Source organism: Streptomyces sp. NPDC008001 (assembly GCF_042958085.1).
Taxonomy (GTDB): domain Bacteria; phylum Actinomycetota; class Actinomycetes; order Streptomycetales; family Streptomycetaceae; genus Streptomyces.
In genome coordinates this window covers 155,466-177,333 of sequence record NZ_JBIBIZ010000005.1, presented here as the reverse complement: position 1 = coordinate 177,333, position 21,868 = coordinate 155,466, and the positions used below count along the sequence as shown (strand labels likewise).

The following is a 21,868-nucleotide window of genomic DNA, read 5'->3' as shown; positions in this document are numbered from 1 at the left end:
TGCTCAGGGCGGGGCGGCGATGACGGCGCTGGGCGACTGGGCGCCGACACAGGTCAGTTCGTCAAGCTGCGCAGTCGCCCAGCCGGATAGCCATCACGCCGTTTTCCAGACCCACAACGAGATGGGCACCTGCCTGGACGACGGAGAACACCTCACGGCGTACGGGAATCTCGATGACCTGCCGAAGGCCATCGACGGTCCACAGCCGCACCGATCTCTGAGTCTGGCCGGCACTGGCCAGACAGGCATGTTCACCGAACTCCACGGAACTGAGGGCGCTCACCCAGCCGTGGTGGACATCCCGCCCGTCGATGATGTGCCCTGTGACGGGATCAACGACCCGGACGGAGCTCGTGCCGACCAGATCGCCCTCATCGTCACGGTCGTGCGTTGTCACAGCCAGCAGTTCCCGGTCCTCGGCGTCCAGGACGCACAGGGAGGCAAGGGAGGCTTCGGGAATCTCCACTGACTCCAGAACCTCGCCACTGACCGGATCCCAGCAGCTAACGGCACCCCCGTGGAACTCGCCGGGCCAGATCCCGAAGTGGTCGGTGAGTATCACGATGAGGTCATGCCGCTCAGTACGGACGCCGCAGAGGCCATGAACGAGGCCTTCCTCGCCACTGATGCTTCCAAGGATCCGGTCCGCGGAGACGTCCCAGAGGGACACTCGATTGACCTTCTGATCCCGAGCTGCAAAGGCAAGGCAGCGCCGGCCGGCGACCTCTACTGCCTGCATGGACTGCACGCCAGGGGTTTCCAAGCTCCGCACCATATCGCCCGTGTCGGGGTTCCAGATCTCAATGGCCCCGGCCTCGCTCGCCGTACTGGCGATGACCAGGCATGGACGATCTTCGATTTCGATGGTGCAGAGAAGCTTGACCCATGTGTGGCGCGTGTCGACATGCCCCAGGGGCTCCCCTGTCACTAGATCGCGAAGCAGAGCCCTTCCCGCCACTCCGCTGCTGGCTACCACGGCTCGGTCCTCAATGTGCAGCACGGCTAGTGAGCCGACCCAGCAGCCGGGAACGTCAGGCTCCTCCAGCTCTGTGTGGCTGTCCACATCCCATAGCCGGACCGTGCAGTCTTCTCCTGCACTTGCGATGAGGGTCTCCCCCGCAGCTTCCACGGTGCATAGGGCACCAACCCAGCCGCGGTGACCTTCCAGCCGGTGGACCTCCCGGCCCGTCAGTGGGTCCCAGACCATGACGGTACCGCTTTCTTCCTGGCCGTGACCGGCGACCACAAGGGTGCGACCGCCGATGCGGAGGCCGAGGACGTCGTACACAGAGCCCTGCCCGCCTTCGAGAATGCGCACCTGCCTGCCGGTCAGGGCATCCCGCAGGACGATGACATCGTCATCAAGAGAAGTCTCCGAGAAGGCGATGAGAGGACGTCCCTCACACGGAACCACGGACATCTCACCGAACTTGACGCCTCTCGTGGCGAAGGTACGCACTGTCGTCCCGTCGGAAGGATCCCAGAGCCGCACTCGGGATCGCCCTTGGGAGTCGGCTGTCCAGAGGGCGAGAAGGGAACACCCCTCCAGGTAGACCGCACCCATCCCACAAATCATATGAGTCCGGGCCCGGAACGTCCGTACATTCTCTCCCGTCTCCGGGTCCCAGAGCTTAAGGCACCGGTCACGGCCGCGACTTGCGAGGAGGGTACGCCCTCCCACCTCGACCGTGCACAGCTGATCAATGGGCTTGCCATGGCCCACGAGGAGCCGGGTGATCTCACCGGCCTCCGGATCCCAGAGCCGCAGTACGCCGTCCTCGCCGCCACTCGCCAGAAGCGCACCGCTGGTTGTGTCCACCGTGCACAGCGCCCCTATCCATCCCGGATTGCCTGTGAGGGCACGTATGGAGTCACCAGTCTCCGGGTCCCAAAGGCGAATGGCATCGTCACCAGCACTGGCGAGGACACCACGGCCGGCGGACTTCAGAAAACATAGGGCGGATACTTGCCTGGTGTGTCCCTCGAAGACGGACACTTCCATGGACGGAGAGGCACTGGACCAGGTGGCTCGGTACGGTGCTGCGACTGCAGACGTGCGATAGGTCGTTCCGAGGTGTTCCTGCACCTCCGTCACGCTGAACAGTGCCGCTCGCTCCGAGGCATGCGAGTCGAGGGCGCGCGGCGTCTGGCGCAGCAACCGCGCCCGTTCCCGCCCGGCGTCCGTCACGGCGAGGCGCGTCTGGGGTATGAGCCGGCGCAGGTCGGCATACAGCAGGTAGTCGCCCTCCTCCAGCAGCCGGTCGATGACTCCTCCCCGGGCGGCGTGGCCAGCGAGAGAACGCAGCAGGTATGCGGGGGCCGCCTCCCATCCCGTCCTGGCTCCCTCAGCGATGTAGGCGCATGCCAGTGCGCGCTCGTCGCTCACAGGAGATGCGACATCGGCGCGTGCAGCCCGCAGTGAATCGCTCAGGGCCTGGTGGAAGAGTCTGAAGACCGCGTCACAGGGCTCCTTGCCCGCGGTTTCGACAAGAAAGTTCGCCGCGGAGGAGCGGGCGAAGCTGAAGAGCTCGGCCTCAGTGGGAGCCGCACCGAACAGAGCAACCAGTGCAATGCGCCAGAGAGCCAATGTGAGCCCGGGTGACTCGGCGTAGGCTAGCGGGGTGAGCAAGTGCTCCGAGGAGAGCCCGGCGGTGTCGGGCAGCAGGCGTAGATATGCACGGAGTGATGCCTCTACCGTGACGGGAAACGTCACATCGGCTGAATTCACAGCCTGTTCGTCGTGCATCCCATGTGCCCGGGCTACCAATCCGGCCACAAGGAAATTTCCCTCAGCAAGGGCCGCGATGCGTTCGGCTACGGGGAAGCCGGCAGCGCTGTCGGAGTAGGGGTTACCCGGGCGCTCGTCGCCTTGAAGTTGCAGTGTCGCCAGTGCGTACGCGGTCAGGTCTGTGGGGGCGGAGAATTCCGGGGTGTCGAGATCCACCGTCCGAGCCCTGCGCCCGAAAGCTACCAGCAGATCACCGGCGGCATCCCGCCGCCTGGTACCAGCCACTACGTGAACCGGGAGGTCAGCGCATGTCTCCGACAGTGGCACCAAGATGTGATTAATGATGTCTCGGGCCTCATGGGGAGTGCTGGCCTCGTCCAGGGCGTCGACGACCAGGGTGAAAGGACGGCCAGGCCGGGCCTGAAGGCTCACCCGCAGAGCAGGGAGAAGGTCGACGAGCTGGCCAGGTGCGGGTGCCGGGACGGCTCGTGCGATCTCTTTCGCCACTTCCAGAGCGGTCTTGCCTTTGGCGTGGACAGCGCAAGAGACAGCCCCCAGAGGGGCTCGTACTGCCGTGTCGTGGGGTGGAAGTGTCGCCGCAACCTGGTCATCAGCTGTGGTGACGACCCGACCCAGAACCGTGGACTTCCCCGAGCCCGGCGCCCCAGTGATCACCAGCACCTGACGAGGCGGCTTTTCTGCTTCGATCCACTGGATGATTTCCTGGAGGGCGGCTGTGCGGCCGCGGAATCGGAAGCCTCGTTCGGCTTCCGTGCTGACGCCTCGCGCACGAGGCTTCCAGTGCCGATCCGCTTCAAGGTCCTTGCCAAGGGACCAGCCCCACCTGGCTGAGACTGTTTGGCCGGCTATTTCCCGAAACGAGTCGGTGAGCCGGTGCAGTTCCTCGCCGGGGAGCAGCCTGTCGATGGCCCACAGGCTCAAGGCGCGTGCGTCACCCGTTGTGTTGTGGGCCTGGCCCACCATGCCGACGACCGCCTGGTGGGTGTGTGACCAGACGGGCGCACCGCTGTAGCCGCTCTTGACGGGATAGCGGGGAGCATGGGTGTCGAGGCGCACCCAGCCGTATCCCAGCGAGGCACCCACCGAACCGTTTGCAGAGTTGCCGAGCACACCATCAGGGAACCCAAATGAGGACCAATCCATCCCGACGAGCTCGTCAGAACTCGGCCGCTGCAAAGGCGCGACAGGCACGGCAGGTACTTCGTCAGCAAGACGCAGCACGGCAACGTCCCGGTCCTCGCGTTCGCTGTCCGACGGCAGCGTCACCTCGGCGATCCGGATCCGTCTACCCATGACTTCTTCCGCTTTGGGGAAAGCGGCCCACAGCTCTTCCTGCTTGCTACGGGCAGTTCTCACCACGTGTGCACAGGTGAGAATCCGCTGACTGTCGATGAGGAATCCCGACCCTACGGGCCTCATGTCCCGTTCGGTCGCGTGAATAGACACGACCCAGGAGTCCTGTCCGGTCCGGCGGGCTGGAGAAGCCTTCCTCATGCCTATCGCGGGTCCCCGTCCGCACCGGGGCGGGGCTGCCATGTGAGGGTGATCTCGAAGTTGGCTTCGGTCGCCGCCTTGGCCACGACCCAGTTCGCGGTGCCGTTTACCTTCAATCCGAATTTGACCTCTACCTGGTCCGGCCGCAGCTCGGTCACCCTACGCAGCACCACGCGAGCAGCATCAATGGCAGGACCGGCAGCGTCCCGCACGCGGCTGACGATGTCGTCCGCGGACACGGGCTGCCAGTCACCGTCCGGCTCAGCCTCGAAACGGACCACTGTCCCGTCGTCCAACGCGTACGACACGACCTGTGATGTCACTGCGCCCCCCCTTGTCCTCAGACTCTCGGAAAGTCTACGAGGACTCACTCACCTTGACAGTCCGACATCGGTCCCCCACAGCCCAGCATAATGGGGTTCAACACCACGGGGAGAGGCCCGGAGCTTGGTGACGCGGGTTCAGCGCGTGGTGTAGCCGCCATTGATGAAGAGCGTCTGGCCGTTGAGCCACCAGCCGTCCGTCAGCAGGAACTTCACGTACGGGACGATGTCCTCGATCTTGGTGAGTTCGCCGTTCATGGACGAGGACTTGTGGTACGCGACGGAGTCGTCCGACTCGGCCGGGTAGAAGAACGAGGTGTCCATGGGGCCGGGGGCGATGTTGTTGACCGAGATGTTCCGCCCGAAGAGCTCCTTGGACAGCGCCCGGGTGAAGTGCTCGACGGGGGCCTTGCTGCCGGCGTAGACGGAGTAGAGGCCGGTGTACGCGGCGAGCAGCGAGGTCACGATGGTGATGATCTTCCCGCCGTCCTGCAGCCGCTTGGCGGCCTCGCGCATCATGAAGTACGCCGCCTTGGTGTTGACGGCGAACATCTTGTCGAACTCTTCCTCCGTGGTCTCGGTCATGGGCTTCTTGATGACCATGCCGGCCGTGTTGACCATGCAGTCGACCCTGCCGAACGCCTGCACCGCGGCGTCGAAGAGCTTCTCGACCTCGGTGACCTTGGTCAGGTCACCCTGGTGGGCGAAGGCCTCGCCGCCGGCCTGCTGCACGTCCGAGACGGTCTGCTCCGCCTTGTCGCGGGACGAGTCGCTGTTGTAGTGGACGACGATCCTGGCCCCGTCCGGGGCGATCTCGCGGGCGATGAGGCCGCCGAGGTTCTTCGACGCGCCACCGATGACGACGACCTTGTCCTTGAGCGTACGAGCGGGCATGAGCCTCTCCCAGCGACGGCATAGTGATCTCCTTTGCCACGTTATGGGCAAGTTGACCGGTTCGCATGCGGGCCGGGAGAGGCTCGTCCTCACACCAGTAGCTCGCCCCTCACATCAGTAGTTGGCCGCGTCGTGGATGAGGGAACGCACCGCGCGGCACGTCACGGCGGAGGGCTCGTGGACCCCGATGCGGACCGCCGTCGCCCGTATCCGGCGGTTGCTCGCCTGCTCCGGGCGGTACACCCCCGAGTGCAGCAGGGCGATGGCCAGGCGCATGGCCTTCAGCTGGCGGTTGTGGGCCTCGTACCAGCCGCGCGGGCGGCCGGCGGGCATGGGCTTCTTCGGCAGGGTGGCAAGGCTCGGGAGATCGGGAAGAGTGGGTGCGGCTACGGCCATCGGCGTTCCTCCTGAGGGGGTTCGTAACCTCTCTCGTCTACCTTCGATTTTACTGCCCACCACTGACAATCGCCCCAGCTCAGACGGGATTTGACGGTGATACGCGGTACGGTGTGGGGCATGGAGATCTGGATCAATCCCGCCTGTTCGAAGTGCCGCAGCGCCATCGGCCTGCTCGACGCCGAAGGGGCCGGGTACACCGTGCGCCGCTATCTGGAGGACGTCCCCGGCGAGGACGAGCTGCGCGCGATGCTCGACCGGCTCGGCCTGGAGCCGTGGGACATCACGCGCACTCAGGAGGCGGCGGCGAAGGAGCTCGGCGTGAAGGACTGGCCGCGTGACGCGGGCGCGCGCGAGCAGTGGATCAAGGCCCTGGCCGAGCACCCGAAGCTCATCCAGCGGCCGATCATCACCGCCGACGACGGCACGGCGGTCGTGGGGCGTACGGAGGAGGCCGTGCGGGAGGCCCTGGCGCGGTCGCAGCCCGCCTCGGGCTGACCGCAAGCCCCCACCGGGCATCCGGCCGCCCCCGGCGGTATAACGGGTGGTGTGGCATGCCGCCCCGCCGAGGAGGGGCTCATGAAACCCGGCTACCTGCCCGTCGAGGACCATGGGATCATCGGCGACCTGCACACCGTGGCGCTCGTCGGGACCGACGGCACGATCGACTGGTGCTGCCTGCCGCGCTTCGACGCGCCCTCCGTCTTCGGGTCCCTGCTCGACGCCGGCCGCGGCGGGTCGTTCGCCGTCACGGTCCGGGGCACGGAGCGCACCAAGCAGATGTACATGCCCGACTCGAACGTGCTGCTGACCCGTTTCCTCGGCCGGGACTCGGTGGCCGAGCTCTACGACTTCATGGTGCCCGACCACCCCTCCTGCCCCTCGCCGGGCGTCCGCCGGATCGTGCGGCAGGTGCGGGTGCTGCGCGGCCGGGCCACGATCGACGTGTCCTGCCGGCCCGCGTTCGACTACGGCCGCGCCCCGCACACGGTCACCCCGGTGCCGGGGGCCGGCGTCGTCTTCGCGGGCCCGGCCGGATTCCTCGTCCTGCGCTCCTCCGTGCCCCTGGCGCCCGACGGCGGCGCCGCGCGCGCCACGGTGACGCTGGAGCCCGGCGAGTCGCTGCAGCTCTCCGCGGAGTGGGACGGGGCCGGGTCCGTGCGGGAGGGCGTGGTCCGCCCGTTCGACGGCGCGGAGGCCACCCGCCTGCTGGACCGGACGCTGCGGTACTGGGACGGCTGGCTGCGGCAGTCGCAGTACCGGGGCCGCTACCGCGAGGCGGTCGAGCGCTCGGCGCTGGCCCTGAAGCTGCTGGTCTACCAGCCGACGGGCGCCCTGGTCGCCGCGGCCACCACGTCCCTGCCCGAGGCGCCGGGCGGCGGCCGCAACTGGGACTACCGCTACACCTGGATCCGCGACGCCGCCTTCACCCTCTACGCCCTGATGCGGCTGGGCTTCACGGAGGAGGCCGCCGCCTTCGTCGACTGGCTGCACCAGCGCTGCGCCCAGGCCCCGCCGGGCACCGGGCTGCAGGTGCTCTACGGCATCGACGGCCGCCCCGACCTGCCCGAGACGGTCCTGGACCACCTCTGCGGCTACGGCGGGGCGCGCCCGGTCCGGATCGGCAACGCTGCGGCCCGCCAGCTCCAGCTCGACATCCACGGCGAGCTCATGGACTCGGTGTACCTGTACAACAAGCACGGCGAGCCGATCTCCTACGAGCTGTGGGAGGCCCTGGCCCGGCAGCTCGACTGGCTGCAGAAGCACTGGGAGGAGCCCGACGACGGGATCTGGGAGACCCGCGGCGGCCGGCAGCGCTTCACGTACTCCGCGCTGATGACCTGGGTCGCCTTCGAACGGGCCCTGCGCATCGCGCGGCACCGCGGCATGCCGGCGCCCGTCGAGCAGTGGCGGGACACGGCGGCGGCCGCGTACCGGTTCGTGCAGGAGCGCTGCTGGTCGCCGGAGCCCGGCGCGTACTGCCAGTTCCCGGACAGCCCGACGCTGGACGCCTCGCTGCTGGTGATGCCGCTGGTGAAGTTCGCCGGGCCCAGGGACCCGCGGTTCCTGTCCACGGTCCGGCGGATCGAGGAGGACCTGGTCAGCGACAGCCTGGTGCACCGCTACCGGACCGACGGCAGCGACGGGCTGGACGGCGGCGAGGGAACGTTCAACCTGTGCTCGTTCTGGTACGTGGAGGCGCTCGCCCGCGCCGGGCGGATCGGCGAGGCCCGCTACGTCTTCGAGAAGATGATCACGCATGCGAATCACCTCGGCCTCTACGCCGAGGAGATCGGGCCCGCGGGCGAGGCGCTCGGGAACTTCCCGCAGGCGTTCACCCACCTCGCCCTGATCAGTGCCGCCACCAATCTGGACCGCGCCATGACGGCGCACCACGGGCCGGCGGACCGGCAGTGCCACGTGCGGTGAACCTTTACGGCCGCGTGCGGTGAACCTTTGCAGCCGCGTGCGGTGAACCTTTGCAACCGCCCCGGCGGCCGGCAGTGGACGCCCGCGGAACGTCACCTCAGCGGCAGCCCGAACAGCTCCTCCAGACGCTTCACCGTCTCCGCGGGATCGCCGTCCAGGACGGAGGTCATGCCGAGGTCCTGGGCGGGCGGCAGATTGCGGGGCGAGTCGTCCACGAAGACGCAGACCTCGGCGGGGAGTTGCAGCTTCTTCAGGATGAGCGGGTAGATTCCGGGCTCCGGTTTACGGATTCCGTGGTCGCCCGACAGCACCACGGCGTCGTAGAGGGTGTCGAACCCGTAGCCCTTGTAGGGGTCGTAGGGGCCGGAGCCGAGGCTGTTGGAGAGGATGCCCACCTTCACGCCCGCCCGGCGGGCCGCCTGACCCGCCGCGAGCATCAGGGGCTCCGGCCGGAGACCGTCGAGGACCCGGCCGATCAGATTGCCGGGGGCGACGCCGAGCAGGGCGGCGGTGCGTTCGTTCCACTCGTCCTGGCCGATCCGCCCGCGCTCCAGCTGCGTGTAGATCTCGCGCCCTTCCGGATCCGTGGAGATGACCTGGAGGAAGGCGTCGGGGGCAAGGCCCTCACGCAGGCAGAAGGCCCGGGTGCATTCGGCGATCGGGGTGGTCAGTACGCCGCCGAAATCGAGCACGAGACCCTGATGCAGGGGCGGGGGCATGGGAACTCCTCACGGTGGGCCGGTCACCGCATCTCTTCCAACGCTCTCAACGAGTCATGCGCGGGCGCGACACGAAGTCTTCGCCCCGCGGAGGGGAATTGATCACCGTAAGGCAGTCCGGAAGTAACAACGGCTGATTTGATGTGGGCGGCTCGTTCCCCAGCACCCCCATGGGCATCCTGCGTCTGCGGTGCCCCACCCCCCTTCAGGGAGTTGCAGTGCCGAAGCTCAAGCCCGCCCTCACGATCGCGCTCGCCGGCGTCGCCCTCACCGCTGTGCTGCCGCAGGCGGCCGCCCGGGCCGGCACCGTCCCGGAATTGAAGGTGCTGACGTACAACACCTTTCTCATGAGCAAGAACCTGTATCCGAATTGGGGGCAGGACCACCGCGCCGCCGCAATACCCGCGGCCGGTTTCTTCCGGGGGAACGACGTCGTCGTCCTGCAGGAGGCGTTCGACAACGGCGCCTCCGACGCGCTGAAGGCGAAAGCGGCCGACGGGTATCCGTACCAGACCCCGGTCGTCGGACGCGGCAAGGAAGGCTGGGACGCCACCGGCGGAAAGTATTCCTCCACCACTCCGGAGGACGGCGGGGTGACCGTGCTCAGCAAATGGCCGATCATCCGCAAGGAACAGGTCGTCTTCAATGACGCGTGCGGTTCCGACTGGTGGTCCGACAAGGGATTCGCCTACGTCGTGCTGAACGTGAACGGCGCGAAGGTGCACCTGGTGGGAACGCACACCCAGTCGACCGACAGCGGCTGCGCGGCGGGCGAGGCGGCCGCCGACCGGGCGAAGCAGTTCCGCCAGATCGACGCCTTCCTGAACGCGAAGAACATTCCCGCGAACGAGCAGGTCATCGTGGCCGGCGACCTGAATGTGGACGCGCACGGGAGCGAATACGCGGCCATGCTCGCGAATGCCGGTCTCGCCCCGGCGACGGAACGCACCGGCCACCCGTACTCCTTCGACACGAAGGAGAACTCGATCGCGTCCTACCGCTATCCGGCGGACGGCCGCGAGGACCTGGACTACGTCCTGCACCGCAACGGCCACGCCCGCCCGGCGACCTGGAAGAACACGGTGGTCAAGGAGGCCTCCGCGCCCTGGACGGTCTCCAGCTGGGGGAAGGACTACACGTACACCGACCTCAGCGACCACTACCCCGTCATCGCCGGGGCTTCCTGACCGGCGGGACCGGCCACCGGCAGCTCCCGCCCGGCTACTGAGGTCGCGTCAGGGCCTCGCGTGGCCATGGCCACAGGCACGGTGTACGGCCGTTGTCAGTGGTGAGTGTCAGGATTCTTGCTACGCGGGCCGCCGAACGGGGGACGGCCCTCAGCGAGGGGGATGTCATGCTGCCCATCACCGTCAACACGGAGCCCGGCGAGGTCCGTTCGCACGTCACCGCCGACGAGCTGGCGGAGATCATCGCCCGGCTGGGCGGGGAGGGCGACCGGTTCGCGGTGGTCGAGCGCGCGGAGGACGCGGAGGACGCGGCGGGCGCGCAGGACATGGAGGCCGCGGAGAACGCCGAGGACGCCGAGGACGGCGGCGACCACTACATCCAGACGTGGCACGAGGGCGACGGCCCGTACGAGGTGGAGTACCGCGACGGCACGGCGGAGCGGCACTTCGGCGTGCGGATGGAGGGTCCCGCCGAGGTGACGGCCGTGTTCCTGGCGTGGGCGCGGGGCGAGGAGGGGTGGGCGGACGGGCACGCCTGGGAGCGGGTCCGGTTTCCGTCGCCCGGGGAGGGCGAGGACGGCGAGGAGGACGCCGGCCCCACGCTGGATGCCGCACCGGATCCCGCCCCGGAGGCCGCAACGGATCCCGAGCCGGGCGCCGGCCTGGATGCCGGCCTGGATGCCGGCCTGCTGGCAGAGGCCGAGGCGCAAGCGCGACGGATGATCCGCTGCGGGTTCGACACGGCGGAGGAGATCGCCGAGGCCGTCTCCGACTACTTCCATGCGGACGGCGGCACCCCGCTCTCCGTACCGGCCGCCCGCCGGATCGTTCGCCGCCTGTGGCGCGAGCGGCTGGCGGAGCAGGAGAGCTGGCCGGAGGTCACCGACGCCGACCGGGTGGCGGCGGCGTTCGCGGCGCTGAACGGCAGCGGCGTCACGGCCCGGATGCACTTCGCCTGCTGCGGCAACTGCGCCTCCGCGGAGATCGGCGGCGAGGCCGCCGAGGGTGACCACGGCTTCGTCTTCTTCCAGTACGCGGACACGCAGCACGCCGCCGAGGCCGGGAGCCTGCTGCTCACCTACGGCGCTCACGGCACGGCCCCGGGCGACGAGGCCACCGCCGCCGTCGGCCGCGAGGTGGCCGCGGCCCTGGTCGCGGCCGGTCTGACCGTGCGCTGGGACGGTGATCCGGACCGGGCGATACGGGTCGAGCCGCTGGACTGGCGCAGGCGGCTGCCGGCGGCCTGAACCGGAGTCGATTGCTCCGCATTTCGGCGGACCGGCCGGGGGTGGTCGGCATCACGCCAAGGTTCCGTATCCGCCCGTACGGGGAGTCTGCTGTCCCGTCGCAGGTCATGCTTCAATAGGGGCATGGCCAGCTTCCAGAACACCGCGACGGGTCGCAGCGACCTCGAGCCCTTCTGGCCTTCCCGTCAGCACGACGACTTCGACCGAGTGTGTTGCCGCGCGACTTCCGCGCAGGCCCTCTCCTCCCGCTGACCCCCTCGTCGAAGTCAGCCGCCGGCACCCGATCCCGGCCAACGGCCCCGCGCACACGCACGTCCCCTCGACGGTCTCTCGCGCGAAAGAGCTGAGCTCTCCATGACGAACCTCCGTACCCTCACCGTGCCCGCCCCGGTCTCCTCGTCCGTCCCGTCGTCCTCCCCGTCCGCTGCGGCCACGGCCACCGCCTCGTCCGCCGCCACGCACGCCGCCCACCCCTCCCATACCGCCCCCCGGCACCGCCTCCGGGCCGTCTCGCCGGACGAGGTGCCGCCGGTCGCCGAGCTGCTGCACTCCGGCGCGGCCACCTGGATGCCCGCGCCCCAGCACACCCTGCCCTCGCTGCCCGGGCAGCCGCCGATGATCGGCTATCTGGTGCTCGTCCCGGCCGAGCAGCAGGCGCCCGGACCCGGGCCCGCCACCCACGGGGACGCGCTGGTCAGCATCGACCCCGAGCAGCGCACGGCCAGCGTGGCCGGGCGCCCGCTGGACCTCACGTACCTGGAGTTCGAGCTGCTGGCCCACCTGGTCGCGCACCCCCACCGGGTGCACACGCGCGACCAGTTGGTGACCACGGTGTGGGGCTACGGTCACGTGGGCGACGGCCGGACCGTGGACGTCCACGTGGCCCGGCTCCGGCGCAAGATGGGCGCCGAGCACCGCGCGTCGATCGTGACCGTCCGCCGGGTCGGCTACAAGTACGCGCCCCCGGCCGGCTACTGATCCGGCCCTCTCCGGCCTCCGATCCGGCCGCTCTCCGGCCACTGATCCAGGGGGGCTAGGTACACCGTCCGCCGGGGCGGCACCCCCCGTGACGATCATGCCGCGGTCGTCCAGACTGGTCCCCGGGCCCGGGTCACGGGCCCGGGAACGAACGCTGGGGGACACCGGATGAAAAAGATCGGCACCGCACTGCCGGCCGCCGCGCGCGGCCTCTGGCTGGCGATCTTCGGCATGGCGACGTCACTCCTGCTGCTCGTGCTCACCGTGGTGTCGATCGCCTTCACGCTCCTGGGCATCGGCCTGCTCACCACCCCCTGGGCGGTGGCGGGTGTACGGGCCCACGCCTCCCTGCGCCGCCGCCAGGCGCGGACGTGGGCGGGCGTGGAGATCCCCGGGCCGTACCGTCCGCTGCCCGCCCGGCGCCCCGGCCTCGCCGGCCGGGTGGAGCGCTGCACGGCCCTGCTGAAGGACCCCGCCACCTGGCGCGACCTGCTGTGGCTGCTGGTGGACGCAACGGCGGGCACGGTGCTGTCGCTGCTGGCGCCCGCCCTCGTCCTCTACCTGCCGTGGGGGATCGTGCTGGCCCTGGGCGTCTGGGAGCCGATCGACCGGGCCGGCGGAGGCCTGTGGTTCACGTTCCTCCACATCACCGACCAGTCCACCGCGAACCTGGCCGCCCCGCTGGGCCTGGTCTGGGCCGTCGTGGGCGTCCTCGTCGCCCGGCCGCTGCTGCGCACGGACTTCCTGCTGGCGAAGCAGCTGCTGCGGCCGAGCCACGCGGCCCTCCGCGAGCGCGAGCTGTCCCGGCGCGTCGACCGGCTCACCGAGTCCCGGCACGACGCGGTGGACGGCTCCGCCGCCGAGCTGCGCCGGATCGAGCGCGATCTGCACGACGGGGCGCAGGCCCGCCTGGTCGCCATGGGGATGAGCCTCGGCACGATCGAGGCGCTGATCGAGAAGGACCCGGCCCGCGCCAAGCAGCTCGTCGCCGCGGCCCGCGCGGACTCCGCCGAGGCCCTGACCGAGCTGCGCGACCTGGTGCGGGGCATCCACCCGCCGGTCCTGGCCGAGCGCGGCCTGGCCGACGCCCTGCGGGCCCTGGCGCTGCGGATGCCGCTGCCCGTCGAGGTGGACGTCGAGCTGGCGGGCCGGGCCGGGGAGCCGGTCGAGGCGGCGGCGTACTTCGCGGTCAGCGAGGTGCTCACCAATGCCGCCAAGCACTCGGGGGCCCGGCAGGTGTGGCTCGACGTGCACCACGCCGAGGGCATGCTCCGGATCGCCGTGACGGACGACGGGTGCGGCGGGGCGGGCGTCCGGGCCGGCGTCAGGGCCGGCGGTGCGGCCGGGGCGAAGGAGGGCCCGGCGGGCTCCGGGCTCGCCGGCATCGAGCGGCGCATCGGCACGCTGGACGGCGTCCTGGCCGTCAGCAGCCCGGTCGGCGGCCCGACGCTGGTCACGATGGAGATCCCCTGCGTCCTTTCCTGACGGAGCGACATCTGCCGTCGGGCAGGGGCTGATCCTCCGGCCGCACGATCGGCGACCATGGGAGTGAACCGCCCCTCGCCCTCCGGGCGTTCCGGGGCACCGCCCCCGCCGACGATGGAGTGCCCGTGCGCGTTGTGCTCGCCGAAGACCTGTTCCTGCTGAGAGACGGTCTCGTCCGGCTCCTGGAGGCGTACGACTTCGAGATCGCGGCGGCGGTGGAGAGCGGCCCCGAGCTGTCCCGGGCCCTCGCCGAACTGCGGCCGGACGTGGCGGTGGTGGACGTACGGCTGCCGCCGTCGTTCACCGACGAGGGCCTGCAGTGCGCGCTGGCGGCGCGGCGGGCCACGCCGGGACTGCCGGTGCTGGTGCTGTCGCAGCATGTCGAGCAGCTGTACGCGCGGGAGCTGCTCGCGGACGGCAGCGGGGGCGTGGGCTATCTGCTGAAGGACCGGGTCTTCGACGCCGACCAGTTCGTGGACGCGGTCCGCCGGGTGGCGGCGGGCGGCACGGCCATGGATCCGCAGGTCATCTCGCAGCTGCTGACGCGGCGGGCGCAGGACCGGCCGTTGGGCCGGCTGACGCCGCGCGAGCGCGAGGTGATCGAGCTGATGGCGCAGGGCCGGTCGAACGCGGCGATCGCCGCGCAGCTGCACGTGACCGAGCGGGCGGTGGCGAAGCACACGTCGAACATCTTCGGGAAGCTCGGCCTGCCGCCGTCCGACGACGACAACCGGCGCGTCCTCGCGGTGCTGGCGTATCTCGACCGGGGCCGGCCGGCCGACGGGGCCGTGGACCGGGGCTGAACACCGAGCGCGCCCCATTGCTCCCTCTGGTGACGCCGGTTAACGTGCGCCGCGCACGCGTCCGTTGTCGCATTCAGCACAGTGGGGAGCGCCATGACCGTTCAGCCGAACGATCAGCCGGCCGACCGGCTGCCCGATCAGCCGACCGCTCGGCCGGCTCCGTCGAGACGCCTGGTGCTGGGGGCCGCCGGTGCGGCCGGGGCCGCGGCGCTCGCCTCCCGCGCACCGGCCCGGGCCGCCGCGGCGCCCGAGCGGGCGCCGTTCGACACCGCGCCCGCGAAGGCGGCGCTCGTACGGCTGCTGGCCGGGCACGCGGAGCAGTTCCGGCTGACGGCGCTCGCGGCCGCCGGGGGCGAGGAGCGGTTCGAGGTCACGGGCCGCACGGGGCGGATCGAGGTGGCCGGGACGAGCCCGGCGGTGCTGCTGACCGGGGTGCACTGGTACCTCCGGTACGTGTGCGGGGCGCACATCTCCTGGGGGGCGCGCCAGGTCGGCCTGCCGCGCAGCCTGCCCGCTCCGGCTCGCCCGCTGAAACGTTCCACCAGGCTCCGCCACCGCTTCGCCCTCAACGACACCAACGACGGCTACACCTTCCCGTACGCCGACTGGGCCTACTGGGAGCGGATGATCGACATCCTGGCCCTGCACGGCTGCAACGAGGTCCTGGTGATAAGCGGGCACGAGGCGGTCTACCAGCGCGTCCTCCAGGACTTCGGCTACGGCGACGCCGAGGCCCGCGCGTGGCTGCCCGCCCCCTCGCACCAGCCCTGGTGGCTCCTGCAGAACCTCAGCGGCTACGGCGGTCCGCTCGGCCAGAAGCTCATCGACTCCCGCGCCGCCCTCGGGGCCCGGATCACCGCCCGGCTGCGCGAGCTGGGCATGGCGCCCGTCCTGCCCGGCTACTACGGCTCGGTGCCGGAAGGTTTCGCCGGTCGCAACGCCGACGCGCGCGTCGTCCCGCAGGGCACCTGGCACGGCTTCCGGCGCCCGGACTGGCTCGACCCGCGCTGCGGCGCGTTCGCCCGCGTCGCGGCGTCCTTCTACGCGCACCAGGCCCGGCTCCTCGGCCCCGCGGAGCACTTCAAGATGGACCTGCTGCACGAGGGCGGCACCGCGGGCGACGTGCCCGTCGGGGCCGCCGCCCGGGCCGTCGAGCAGGCCTTGCGCACCGCGCACCCCGGCGCGACCTGGGTGATCCTCGGCTGGGAGGACAACCCGCGGCCCGAGCTGCTCGCCGCCGTCGACCGGCAGCGGATGCTGGTCGTCGACGGCGTCTCCGACCGCTTCGCGCGCGTCACCGACCGCGAGAAGGACTGGGGCGGCACCCCGTACGCCTTCGGCAGCATCCCCAACTACGGCGGGCGCACCACGCTCGGCGCGAAGACGCACGTGTGGGACGAGAAGTTCTTCGCGTGGCGCGACAAGCCGGGCAGCGCCCTGGCCGGCACGGCGTTCATGCCGGAGGGCGCCGACCGCGACCCCGCGGCCTTCGCCTACTTCTCCGACCTCGCGTGGCTGGAGCGCGCGCCCGGCCGGGCGGAGTGGTTCGGCGCGTACGCCGGCTACCGCTACGGCCGCGCGGACAAGGCCGCGCGGGAGGCGTGGGCCGTGCTGGCCGAGACCGCCTACCGGCACGGCGCGCCCGAGCGCAGCGACCCCCACGACAGCCTCTTCGCCGCCCGCCCGGACCTCGGCGCCGACCGCGCCGCCGAGTACGCGCCGAGCGCCCCCGCCTACGACCCCGTCCGCTTCGACGCCGCCCTCAGCGGGCTGCTCGGCGTCGCCGCGGGGCTGCGCGGCGCGGACACGTACCGCTACGACCTGGCCGACGTCGCCCGGCAGGCCGTCGCCCACCGCAGCCGGCACCTCCTCCCCCAGCTCAAGGAGGCGTACGCGCGCAAGGACCTCGCCGCCTTCCGCGCCCTGTCCGCGCTGTGGCTGAAGCTGATGCGGCTCGCCGACGACGTCGCGGGCACGCACAAGGCCTTCATGCTCGGCCCGTGGACCGCGGCCGCCCGGGCGATGAGCACCGACGCCGACGAGGCCGCCGAGCTGGAGCGCACCGCGCGCGTGCTCATCACGGTGTGGGGCGGGCGCAGCACGTCCGACGGCGGCAAGCTGCACGACTACGCGAGCCGCGACTGGCACGGACTCGTCGGCGACTTCTACCTGCCGCGCTGGCGGCGCCGGCTGGAGGAGCTGGAGGACGCGCTGCGGACCGGGCGGGCGCCGCGGGCCGTGGACTGGTACGCCATAGAGGAGTTCTGGACGCGCGATCGCACGGCGTACCCGCTGCGGCCGGTGGGCGACCCGTACCGCACGGCCGCGCGCGTGCGGGACACGCTGGCCGCCGCGCCCTACCAGGGGACGCTCTCGGCCGTGCTCGACCCGGTGGCCGTCGCCCCGGGCGGTACGGCGGTCCTCTCCGTCTCCCTCACGAACGTCAACGGCTTCCGCGCCACCGGCCGCGCCGACCTCGCGGTCTCGGGCCTCCCCGCCACCCCGCAGGACCCCACGTCGCTGCCGCGGCTGGAGCCCGGCGCCACCCTGTCGGCCCGGTGGCGCATCACCGCCCCCGCGGGCCCCCTGCAGCAGCCGCTGCAGCCCCTGCCGTACGAGGCGAGCGCGCGCTACGGGCCCCGGGGAGAGGAGCCCGTGCGGGCCGTACGCGCCGGGACGCTGTTCCTGGCCGGGCCACTGGCCCCCGGCTGGCGGACCGTCACCAACAACGGCGCCGTCTTCGGGCAGTTGGGCGAGGACCGCTTCGCGATCGACGGGTCCGGCGACGACCTGTGGAAGCGGACCGAGGAGTTCGGCGCGGTGTACCGGGCCGGGGCGCTGGCGGCCGGCGCGGCCGTTCAGGTGCGGGTCCTCGCCCAGACCGACACGGGCAGCTGGGCGCGTACGGGGATCATCGCGCGGAACGCGCTCGGCACGCGGGGGTCGGCGGGGGCCGTGAACCTGGCGGTGACGCCGGGGCAGGGCGTCGTGCTGTCGTACGACGCGAACGGCGACGGCACGTTCGACGCCTACCGGCAGGTGACCGGCGTCCGTGCGCCGGTCTCCCTGCGCCTGACGCGCACGGGGGCCGACACGTTCGCCGCGGAGTACTCCACGGACGGCACGACGTGGCTCCCGGTCGCCACGGCGAAGGTGCCGGGGGCGGCTGCCGCCCAGGACGTGGGTTTGTTCCTGACCGCGGGGAACGACGGCAGCGGGGCGCGGGGGCTCGCGCAGTTCGCGGACTGGGCGCTGCGGGCGTAGGCCGGTCCGGCACCGCCGGAATCCACCGTCGTGGTTGCGCACCGTCGCGGCGGAATCTTCTTGCCCGCGGCAAGGAGCCGGGCAAGGCGGACGCCCGGCGGTGCCGGTCCCACCGGGCCCGTACGGCCTGGTGAAACAGCGGACGCTCCCCCCGCGGGCGCGGGCTTGGGCTCCATTCGGCACAATATCGGTAGATAGACGGCACATATCTGAGCAATATCCGACACGCTGTGCGCCACAGACACAGGAGACGCCCGCATGCCGCAGTTCGACGCCTCGACGATCATCAACCTCCGCGACCTCGGAGGCATCGCGCTGACCGGCGACTCCGCCGTCCGCCCCGGCCTGCTGCTGCGCTCGGGCCAGCTCGACCGGCTCGACCCCGCGGCCGACCCGGCGGTCGCCGCCCTCGGCATCCACACGGTCGTCGACCTGCGTACCGAGCACGAACGGGAGGAGCGGCCGGACCAGGTGCCGGCGGGCGCGCGGCTCATCGTCGCGGACGTGATGGCCGACAGCGTGGCGGCCCGCGCCGCCGCCGCGGACGGGGACGTGCCGGCCAGGCTCGAATCGGTGCTGGGCAGCCCCGCCGTCGCGGAGGAGCACCTCGGCAGCGGCAAGGCCGAGAAGCTGCTGTGCGACTCGTACCGGTCCTTCGTCACCTCGGAGTCCGCCTGCTCCGCCTACGGCCGCCTGCTGTCCGCGCTCGCCGAGCCGGACTGCGGCCCGCTGCTGTTCCACTGCACGGCCGGCAAGGACCGCACGGGCTGGGCCGCCGCCGTGATCCTGCTGCTCCTGGGCGCGGACGAGGAGGCGGTCCACGCCGAGTACCTTGCCGTGAACCCGGCCGTCCGGGCCGCCTTCGCCCCCCTCGTCGACCGGTTCACGGCGGCGGGCGGCGACCCGGAGATCGCCGACGCGATCCTCGGCGTGCGCCCGGCCTACCTCACGGCGGCGCTGGAGGAGATGGAGCGCACGTACGGCGGGGTCGCCGCGTACGTCCGCGACGGCCTGGGCATCGCCGACGACGCCGTCCACCGCATCCGGGCGCGCTGCATCGCGTGACGCGCCCCCCGCAGGCCGCCACGGGCCGCGGTCCCGCGCTCCAGGGGTCCCGCGCTCCCAGGGGTGAGGTGACCATCTCACCATTCACTCGTTCTATGGATCGTGGAGCAGCAAGCAACAGCCCCCCGCCCCCTCCCCGCCCCCGTTGACGTCGAGCAGGCCGAGGCCGCGCTCATCGAGCACTACCCGCGCCTGGTGCGCCTCGGGTATCTCGTCCTGCCGCCGTCGCTGGGCCGCAACCGCCGCGTGCTGACCGCGCACGCCCTCGTGCAGCGGGCCCTGCCGCGCAACCGCGTCGCGGCGGACGAGCAGGCCGGGCTGCCGGTGCCGGCGCCGCGCGGACCGGACGGCTCCCCCGCCGACCCCGGCTACGCCTACGTGAGGCTGCGGGTGCTGCGGTCGGCGCTGGAGGCGGGCCGGCCGCGCGGGCGCTGGCAGCTGCCGCGCCCCGGCCAGCTGCCGCCGCTGCTGCCGCAGGTGTGGGGCCTGCGGCTGTTCCCCCGCTCGGGCGGCGCCGACGAGCTCGCCCTGGACCAGGCCCTGGCCTCCCTCTCCGGCCCCGGCCGGGCGGCGTACGTGCTGCGCGCGCTGGAGCTGCCCGCCGACCGCGACGTGCGGCAGGTGCTGGCCGCGGCGGGCGTCGAGGACCCGGGGGCGGCCGTGCTGGAGGCGGACGGGCTGCGCACCCCGGCGGGCAGCCGGGACGCCTCGCTGCTGGAGTCGATGGAGTTCGACCCCTGCTCCCTGCAGGCCCGGCCGACGGACCTGATGCGCCGCCGCCAGCACACCCGGGCGGCGCTCGCGGCCGTCGCGGCGGCCGCGGTGTGCGGGATCCTCGTCGGGCTGCCGGGCGACGGCTGGGGCCCGGACGGCGCGGCCGCCCCGCCCTACGCGGAGAACGCCGCGGCGCAACAGGCCCTCGACCCGGCCAAGCTGACCAAGGCGGCACCCGACGCCTGGAAGACCGCGGACCGCCCCGGCTTCGCCTCCTGGCCCGCCCGCGGCAACCGCCTCGGCGACCGGGAGCTGCTGCGCCGCGCGCTCGCCGTCTGGGCGCGGCCCGGCCGCTCCGTCCAGGTCACCGCCACCCCCGGCACCCCGTCCGGGCCGGCCGCGGGCCCGCCCCAGCTGCTGTACGCGGGCGAGGTCGGCCAGGCGGCCGTCGTGCTGCTCCACGACGGCCTGCGCGTCGTGCGCTACGCCGAGTCGAAGGACGGCGACACCGGCGCGGCGGCCCTGGACTTCGCCCGTACGGACGCCGCCGACGCCGGCACCGCGACGGCGGTCGTCGTGGGCCGCGCCGACAACAACGTGCGCTACCTGACGGCGCCTTGGGTCGACGAGGTCTCCGTGCGCGACCTCCTCAAGCCCGGCGACGCCCCGCTCCCGCTGCACCTCGACGCGGACGGCGTGACCGGCCCGGCGCTCGGCCCGGCCCCCGGCAACGACTGCCACGGCTGGCCCGCCCTGCAGATGGGCGGCCGCCTCGTGACCGACCTCGGCGAGCTGACCCCCGCCCTCCTCACCACCGGCTCCCCCACCGCCCCCCGCGACGTCGACACCGACCGGGCCCGGGCCGGCTGGGCCCACACCGCCTGCCACCTGCAGTCCATGCGGGGCCAGGGCGTCCGCTCGGTCAACGCCTGGCCGTTCGCCACCCAGCAGCTGCCCGGCGGCGCCGGCACCGCCGAGTGGACGTGCACCCGCGCCGAGACGTGGCGGGGCGCGGGCAGCCGGGCGCTCGCCCTGTTCCAGGCGCCGGGCGCGCGGCCCGCGGCGCCGGGCAGCGTCGTCGCCCGCGCGGAGTCCACGCCCGCGTGCGGGGTCCGCGACCCCCACGTCCTGGCGGGCGTCCTGTGGAAGGCCGCGAGCGGCACGTGGTACGCCCTGGCGGCGGCCGGCGGCGGCGAGGTCCGGTCCATCACGGCCACGGGCGGAGTCCACGGCACCGCCGCGGGCGACCGGCTGGCCGTCCCGGCCAGGGCCGGGGCCCAGGCCGAGCTGAGCGCCCGGCTCGCCGACGGGAAGCGGATTTCCACTCTGCGGTAGCGGCCGTCCGAAAACTGATCAAGGGTCAGCTGGCGGGAAACCAGGGGCGGATGACGGATTCCGGGCTGCCCTAAGATGACCGCCATGAAGACCCGGATACGTCGCAGGATGGGTGTCGAGCAGCGCCGCGAGCAGCTGATCTCGGTCGCGCTCGAGCTGTTCGGCCATCGGTCCCCCGACGACGTCTCCATCGACGAGATAGCAGCGGCGGCCGGGATTTCCCGGCCGCTCGTCTATCACTACTTCCCCGGGAAGCAGAGCCTCTACGAGGCCGCGCTCACCCGTGCCGCGGAGGAGCTGAAGGCCCTCTTCGACGAGCCCCGCGAAGGCCCCCTGGGCGCCCGCCTGCTGCGGGTGATGGGCCGTTTCTTCGACTTCGTGGAGGAGCACGGCACGGGCTTCTCGGCCCTGATGCGCGGCGGCCCCGTCGCGGGCTCCGGCCGCACGTGCGCCGTGATCGACGGGGTGCGGCAGGCCGCCTACGACGAGATGCTGGGCCACCTCGGCATCCCCTCCCCCGGCCCGCGCCTGGAGCTCGCCCTCCGCTCGTGGATCTCCCTCACCGAGACCACGGCGCTGCTCTGGCTCGACGGCCGCCGCGTTCCCCGCGGCGAGCTGGAGGTGCAGCTCGTCCACGCCTTCGCGGCGCTCGCCGCGGTCGGCGCGCCCGGGGACGACGACATGGCGGCCGTCCTGCGGCGCGTCCTGGAGGACGAGCCGGCCCACGGGCCCTTCGCGGGCCTCGTGAACCGGCTCGGCGCGGCGGTCCCGCAGCCGACCTGACG

At 71.9% G+C, this 21,868-nt stretch carries 16 protein-coding genes; 11 read left to right on the top strand and 5 right to left on the bottom strand.

Going from position 1 to position 21,868, the window contains the following annotated elements; translation table 11 throughout:
* Window positions 1-61: 61 nt before the first annotated feature.
* The 4 genes from ACFZCD_RS14910 to ACFZCD_RS14895 all read right to left on the bottom strand — a co-directional run bounded on the left by ACFZCD_RS14910 (window position 62) and on the right by ACFZCD_RS14895 (window position 5,856).
* On the bottom strand, window positions 62-4,243 hold the full coding sequence (locus ACFZCD_RS14910; protein WP_391830688.1) for a trypsin-like peptidase domain-containing protein: 4,182 nt from the start codon (window positions 4,241-4,243) through the stop codon (window positions 62-64).
* A 2-nt stretch (window positions 4,244-4,245) separates the two neighbouring features.
* Window positions 4,246-4,566, bottom strand: a complete 321-nt coding sequence (locus ACFZCD_RS14905) for a CU044_2847 family protein (protein ID WP_391830686.1) — start codon at window positions 4,564-4,566, stop codon at window positions 4,246-4,248.
* Between the two features lie 138 nt (window positions 4,567-4,704).
* A complete protein-coding gene (locus ACFZCD_RS14900) occupies window positions 4,705-5,460 on the bottom strand; it encodes an SDR family oxidoreductase (protein WP_391830684.1) in 756 nt (251 codons plus the stop codon).
* 114 nt (window positions 5,461-5,574) lie between these two features.
* On the bottom strand, window positions 5,575-5,856 hold the full coding sequence (locus ACFZCD_RS14895) for a hypothetical protein (protein ID WP_391830683.1): 282 nt from the start codon (window positions 5,854-5,856) through the stop codon (window positions 5,575-5,577).
* Between the two features lie 120 nt (window positions 5,857-5,976).
* Between ACFZCD_RS14895 and ACFZCD_RS14890 the strand changes: the two genes are divergently transcribed.
* Both ACFZCD_RS14890 and ACFZCD_RS14885 read left to right on the top strand, forming a co-directional pair.
* Entirely contained in the window at window positions 5,977-6,354 is a 378-nt protein-coding gene (locus tag ACFZCD_RS14890) for an arsenate reductase family protein (protein ID WP_391830681.1), read from the top strand.
* 81 nt (window positions 6,355-6,435) lie between these two features.
* Entirely contained in the window at window positions 6,436-8,286 is a 1,851-nt protein-coding gene (locus ACFZCD_RS14885; protein ID WP_391830679.1) for a glycoside hydrolase family 15 protein, read from the top strand.
* 92 nt (window positions 8,287-8,378) lie between these two features.
* Here the strand turns inward: ACFZCD_RS14885 and ACFZCD_RS14880 are convergent, their stop codons facing one another.
* Window positions 8,379-9,005 carry an HAD-IA family hydrolase gene (locus ACFZCD_RS14880; protein ID WP_391830677.1) on the bottom strand — a complete coding sequence of 209 codons (627 nt, stop codon included), beginning with the start codon at window positions 9,003-9,005 and terminating at the stop codon, window positions 8,379-8,381.
* Window positions 9,006-9,175: 170 nt separating this feature from the next.
* Here ACFZCD_RS14880 and sph point away from each other — a divergent pair, with 170 nt between their 5' ends.
* From sph to ACFZCD_RS14835, 9 genes are all read left to right on the top strand, one after another.
* Window positions 9,176-10,192 (top strand): sphingomyelin phosphodiesterase, encoded by a 1,017-nt coding sequence (sph, locus tag ACFZCD_RS14875; RefSeq protein ID WP_391830675.1) that lies wholly within the window; start codon window positions 9,176-9,178, stop codon window positions 10,190-10,192.
* A gap of 167 nt (window positions 10,193-10,359) precedes the next feature.
* Complete coding sequence (locus ACFZCD_RS14870) at window positions 10,360-11,439, top strand: DUF6891 domain-containing protein (RefSeq protein ID WP_391830673.1); 1,080 nt, start codon at window positions 10,360-10,362, stop codon at window positions 11,437-11,439.
* A gap of 354 nt (window positions 11,440-11,793) precedes the next feature.
* Window positions 11,794-12,417 (top strand): winged helix-turn-helix domain-containing protein, encoded by a 624-nt coding sequence (locus tag ACFZCD_RS14865; protein WP_391830671.1) that lies wholly within the window; start codon window positions 11,794-11,796, stop codon window positions 12,415-12,417.
* Window positions 12,418-12,585: 168 nt separating this feature from the next.
* A complete protein-coding gene (locus ACFZCD_RS14860; RefSeq protein WP_391830669.1) occupies window positions 12,586-13,902 on the top strand; it encodes a sensor histidine kinase in 1,317 nt (438 codons plus the stop codon).
* A gap of 125 nt (window positions 13,903-14,027) precedes the next feature.
* A complete protein-coding gene (locus ACFZCD_RS14855; RefSeq protein WP_391830667.1) occupies window positions 14,028-14,705 on the top strand; it encodes a LuxR C-terminal-related transcriptional regulator in 678 nt (225 codons plus the stop codon).
* A gap of 93 nt (window positions 14,706-14,798) precedes the next feature.
* The gene (locus tag ACFZCD_RS14850; protein ID WP_391830665.1) at window positions 14,799-17,969 is read left to right on the top strand and encodes an alpha-N-acetylglucosaminidase TIM-barrel domain-containing protein; all 3,171 of its coding nucleotides are present in this window, start codon (window positions 14,799-14,801) and stop codon (window positions 17,967-17,969) included.
* A 258-nt stretch (window positions 17,970-18,227) separates the two neighbouring features.
* Window positions 18,228-19,034 carry a tyrosine-protein phosphatase gene (locus ACFZCD_RS14845; RefSeq protein WP_391830663.1) on the top strand — a complete coding sequence of 269 codons (807 nt, stop codon included), beginning with the start codon at window positions 18,228-18,230 and terminating at the stop codon, window positions 19,032-19,034.
* 102 nt (window positions 19,035-19,136) lie between these two features.
* Window positions 19,137-21,083, top strand: a complete 1,947-nt coding sequence (locus ACFZCD_RS14840) for a hypothetical protein (protein ID WP_391830661.1) — start codon at window positions 19,137-19,139, stop codon at window positions 21,081-21,083.
* An 84-nt stretch (window positions 21,084-21,167) separates the two neighbouring features.
* Complete coding sequence (locus tag ACFZCD_RS14835; protein ID WP_391830659.1) at window positions 21,168-21,866, top strand: TetR/AcrR family transcriptional regulator; 699 nt, start codon at window positions 21,168-21,170, stop codon at window positions 21,864-21,866.
* The last annotated feature ends 2 nt before the right edge of the window (window positions 21,867-21,868 follow it).

Excerpts from the sequence above, each read along its gene's own strand:
- ACFZCD_RS14900 (WP_391830684.1), bottom strand. The coding sequence starts at position 5,460 with ATGCCCGCTCGTACGCTCAAGGACAAGGTCGTCGTCATCGGTGGCGCG.
- ACFZCD_RS14895 (WP_391830683.1), bottom strand. The coding sequence starts at position 5,856 with ATGGCCGTAGCCGCACCCACTCTTCCCGATCTCCCGAGCCTTGCCACC.
- ACFZCD_RS14910 (WP_391830688.1), bottom strand. The coding sequence starts at position 4,243 with ATGAGGAAGGCTTCTCCAGCCCGCCGGACCGGACAGGACTCCTGGGTC.
- ACFZCD_RS14845 (WP_391830663.1), top strand. The coding sequence starts at position 18,228 with ATGCCGCAGTTCGACGCCTCGACGATCATCAACCTCCGCGACCTCGGA.
- sph (WP_391830675.1), top strand. The coding sequence starts at position 9,176 with ATGGGCATCCTGCGTCTGCGGTGCCCCACCCCCCTTCAGGGAGTTGCA.
- ACFZCD_RS14870 (WP_391830673.1), top strand. The coding sequence starts at position 10,360 with ATGCTGCCCATCACCGTCAACACGGAGCCCGGCGAGGTCCGTTCGCAC.
- ACFZCD_RS14850 (WP_391830665.1), top strand. The coding sequence starts at position 14,799 with ATGACCGTTCAGCCGAACGATCAGCCGGCCGACCGGCTGCCCGATCAG.
- ACFZCD_RS14860 (WP_391830669.1), top strand. The coding sequence starts at position 12,586 with ATGAAAAAGATCGGCACCGCACTGCCGGCCGCCGCGCGCGGCCTCTGG.
- ACFZCD_RS14885 (WP_391830679.1), top strand. The coding sequence starts at position 6,436 with ATGAAACCCGGCTACCTGCCCGTCGAGGACCATGGGATCATCGGCGAC.
- ACFZCD_RS14880 (WP_391830677.1), bottom strand. The coding sequence starts at position 9,005 with ATGCCCCCGCCCCTGCATCAGGGTCTCGTGCTCGATTTCGGCGGCGTA.
- ACFZCD_RS14835 (WP_391830659.1), top strand. The coding sequence starts at position 21,168 with ATGAAGACCCGGATACGTCGCAGGATGGGTGTCGAGCAGCGCCGCGAG.
- ACFZCD_RS14890 (WP_391830681.1), top strand. The coding sequence starts at position 5,977 with ATGGAGATCTGGATCAATCCCGCCTGTTCGAAGTGCCGCAGCGCCATC.
- ACFZCD_RS14865 (WP_391830671.1), top strand. The coding sequence starts at position 11,794 with ATGACGAACCTCCGTACCCTCACCGTGCCCGCCCCGGTCTCCTCGTCC.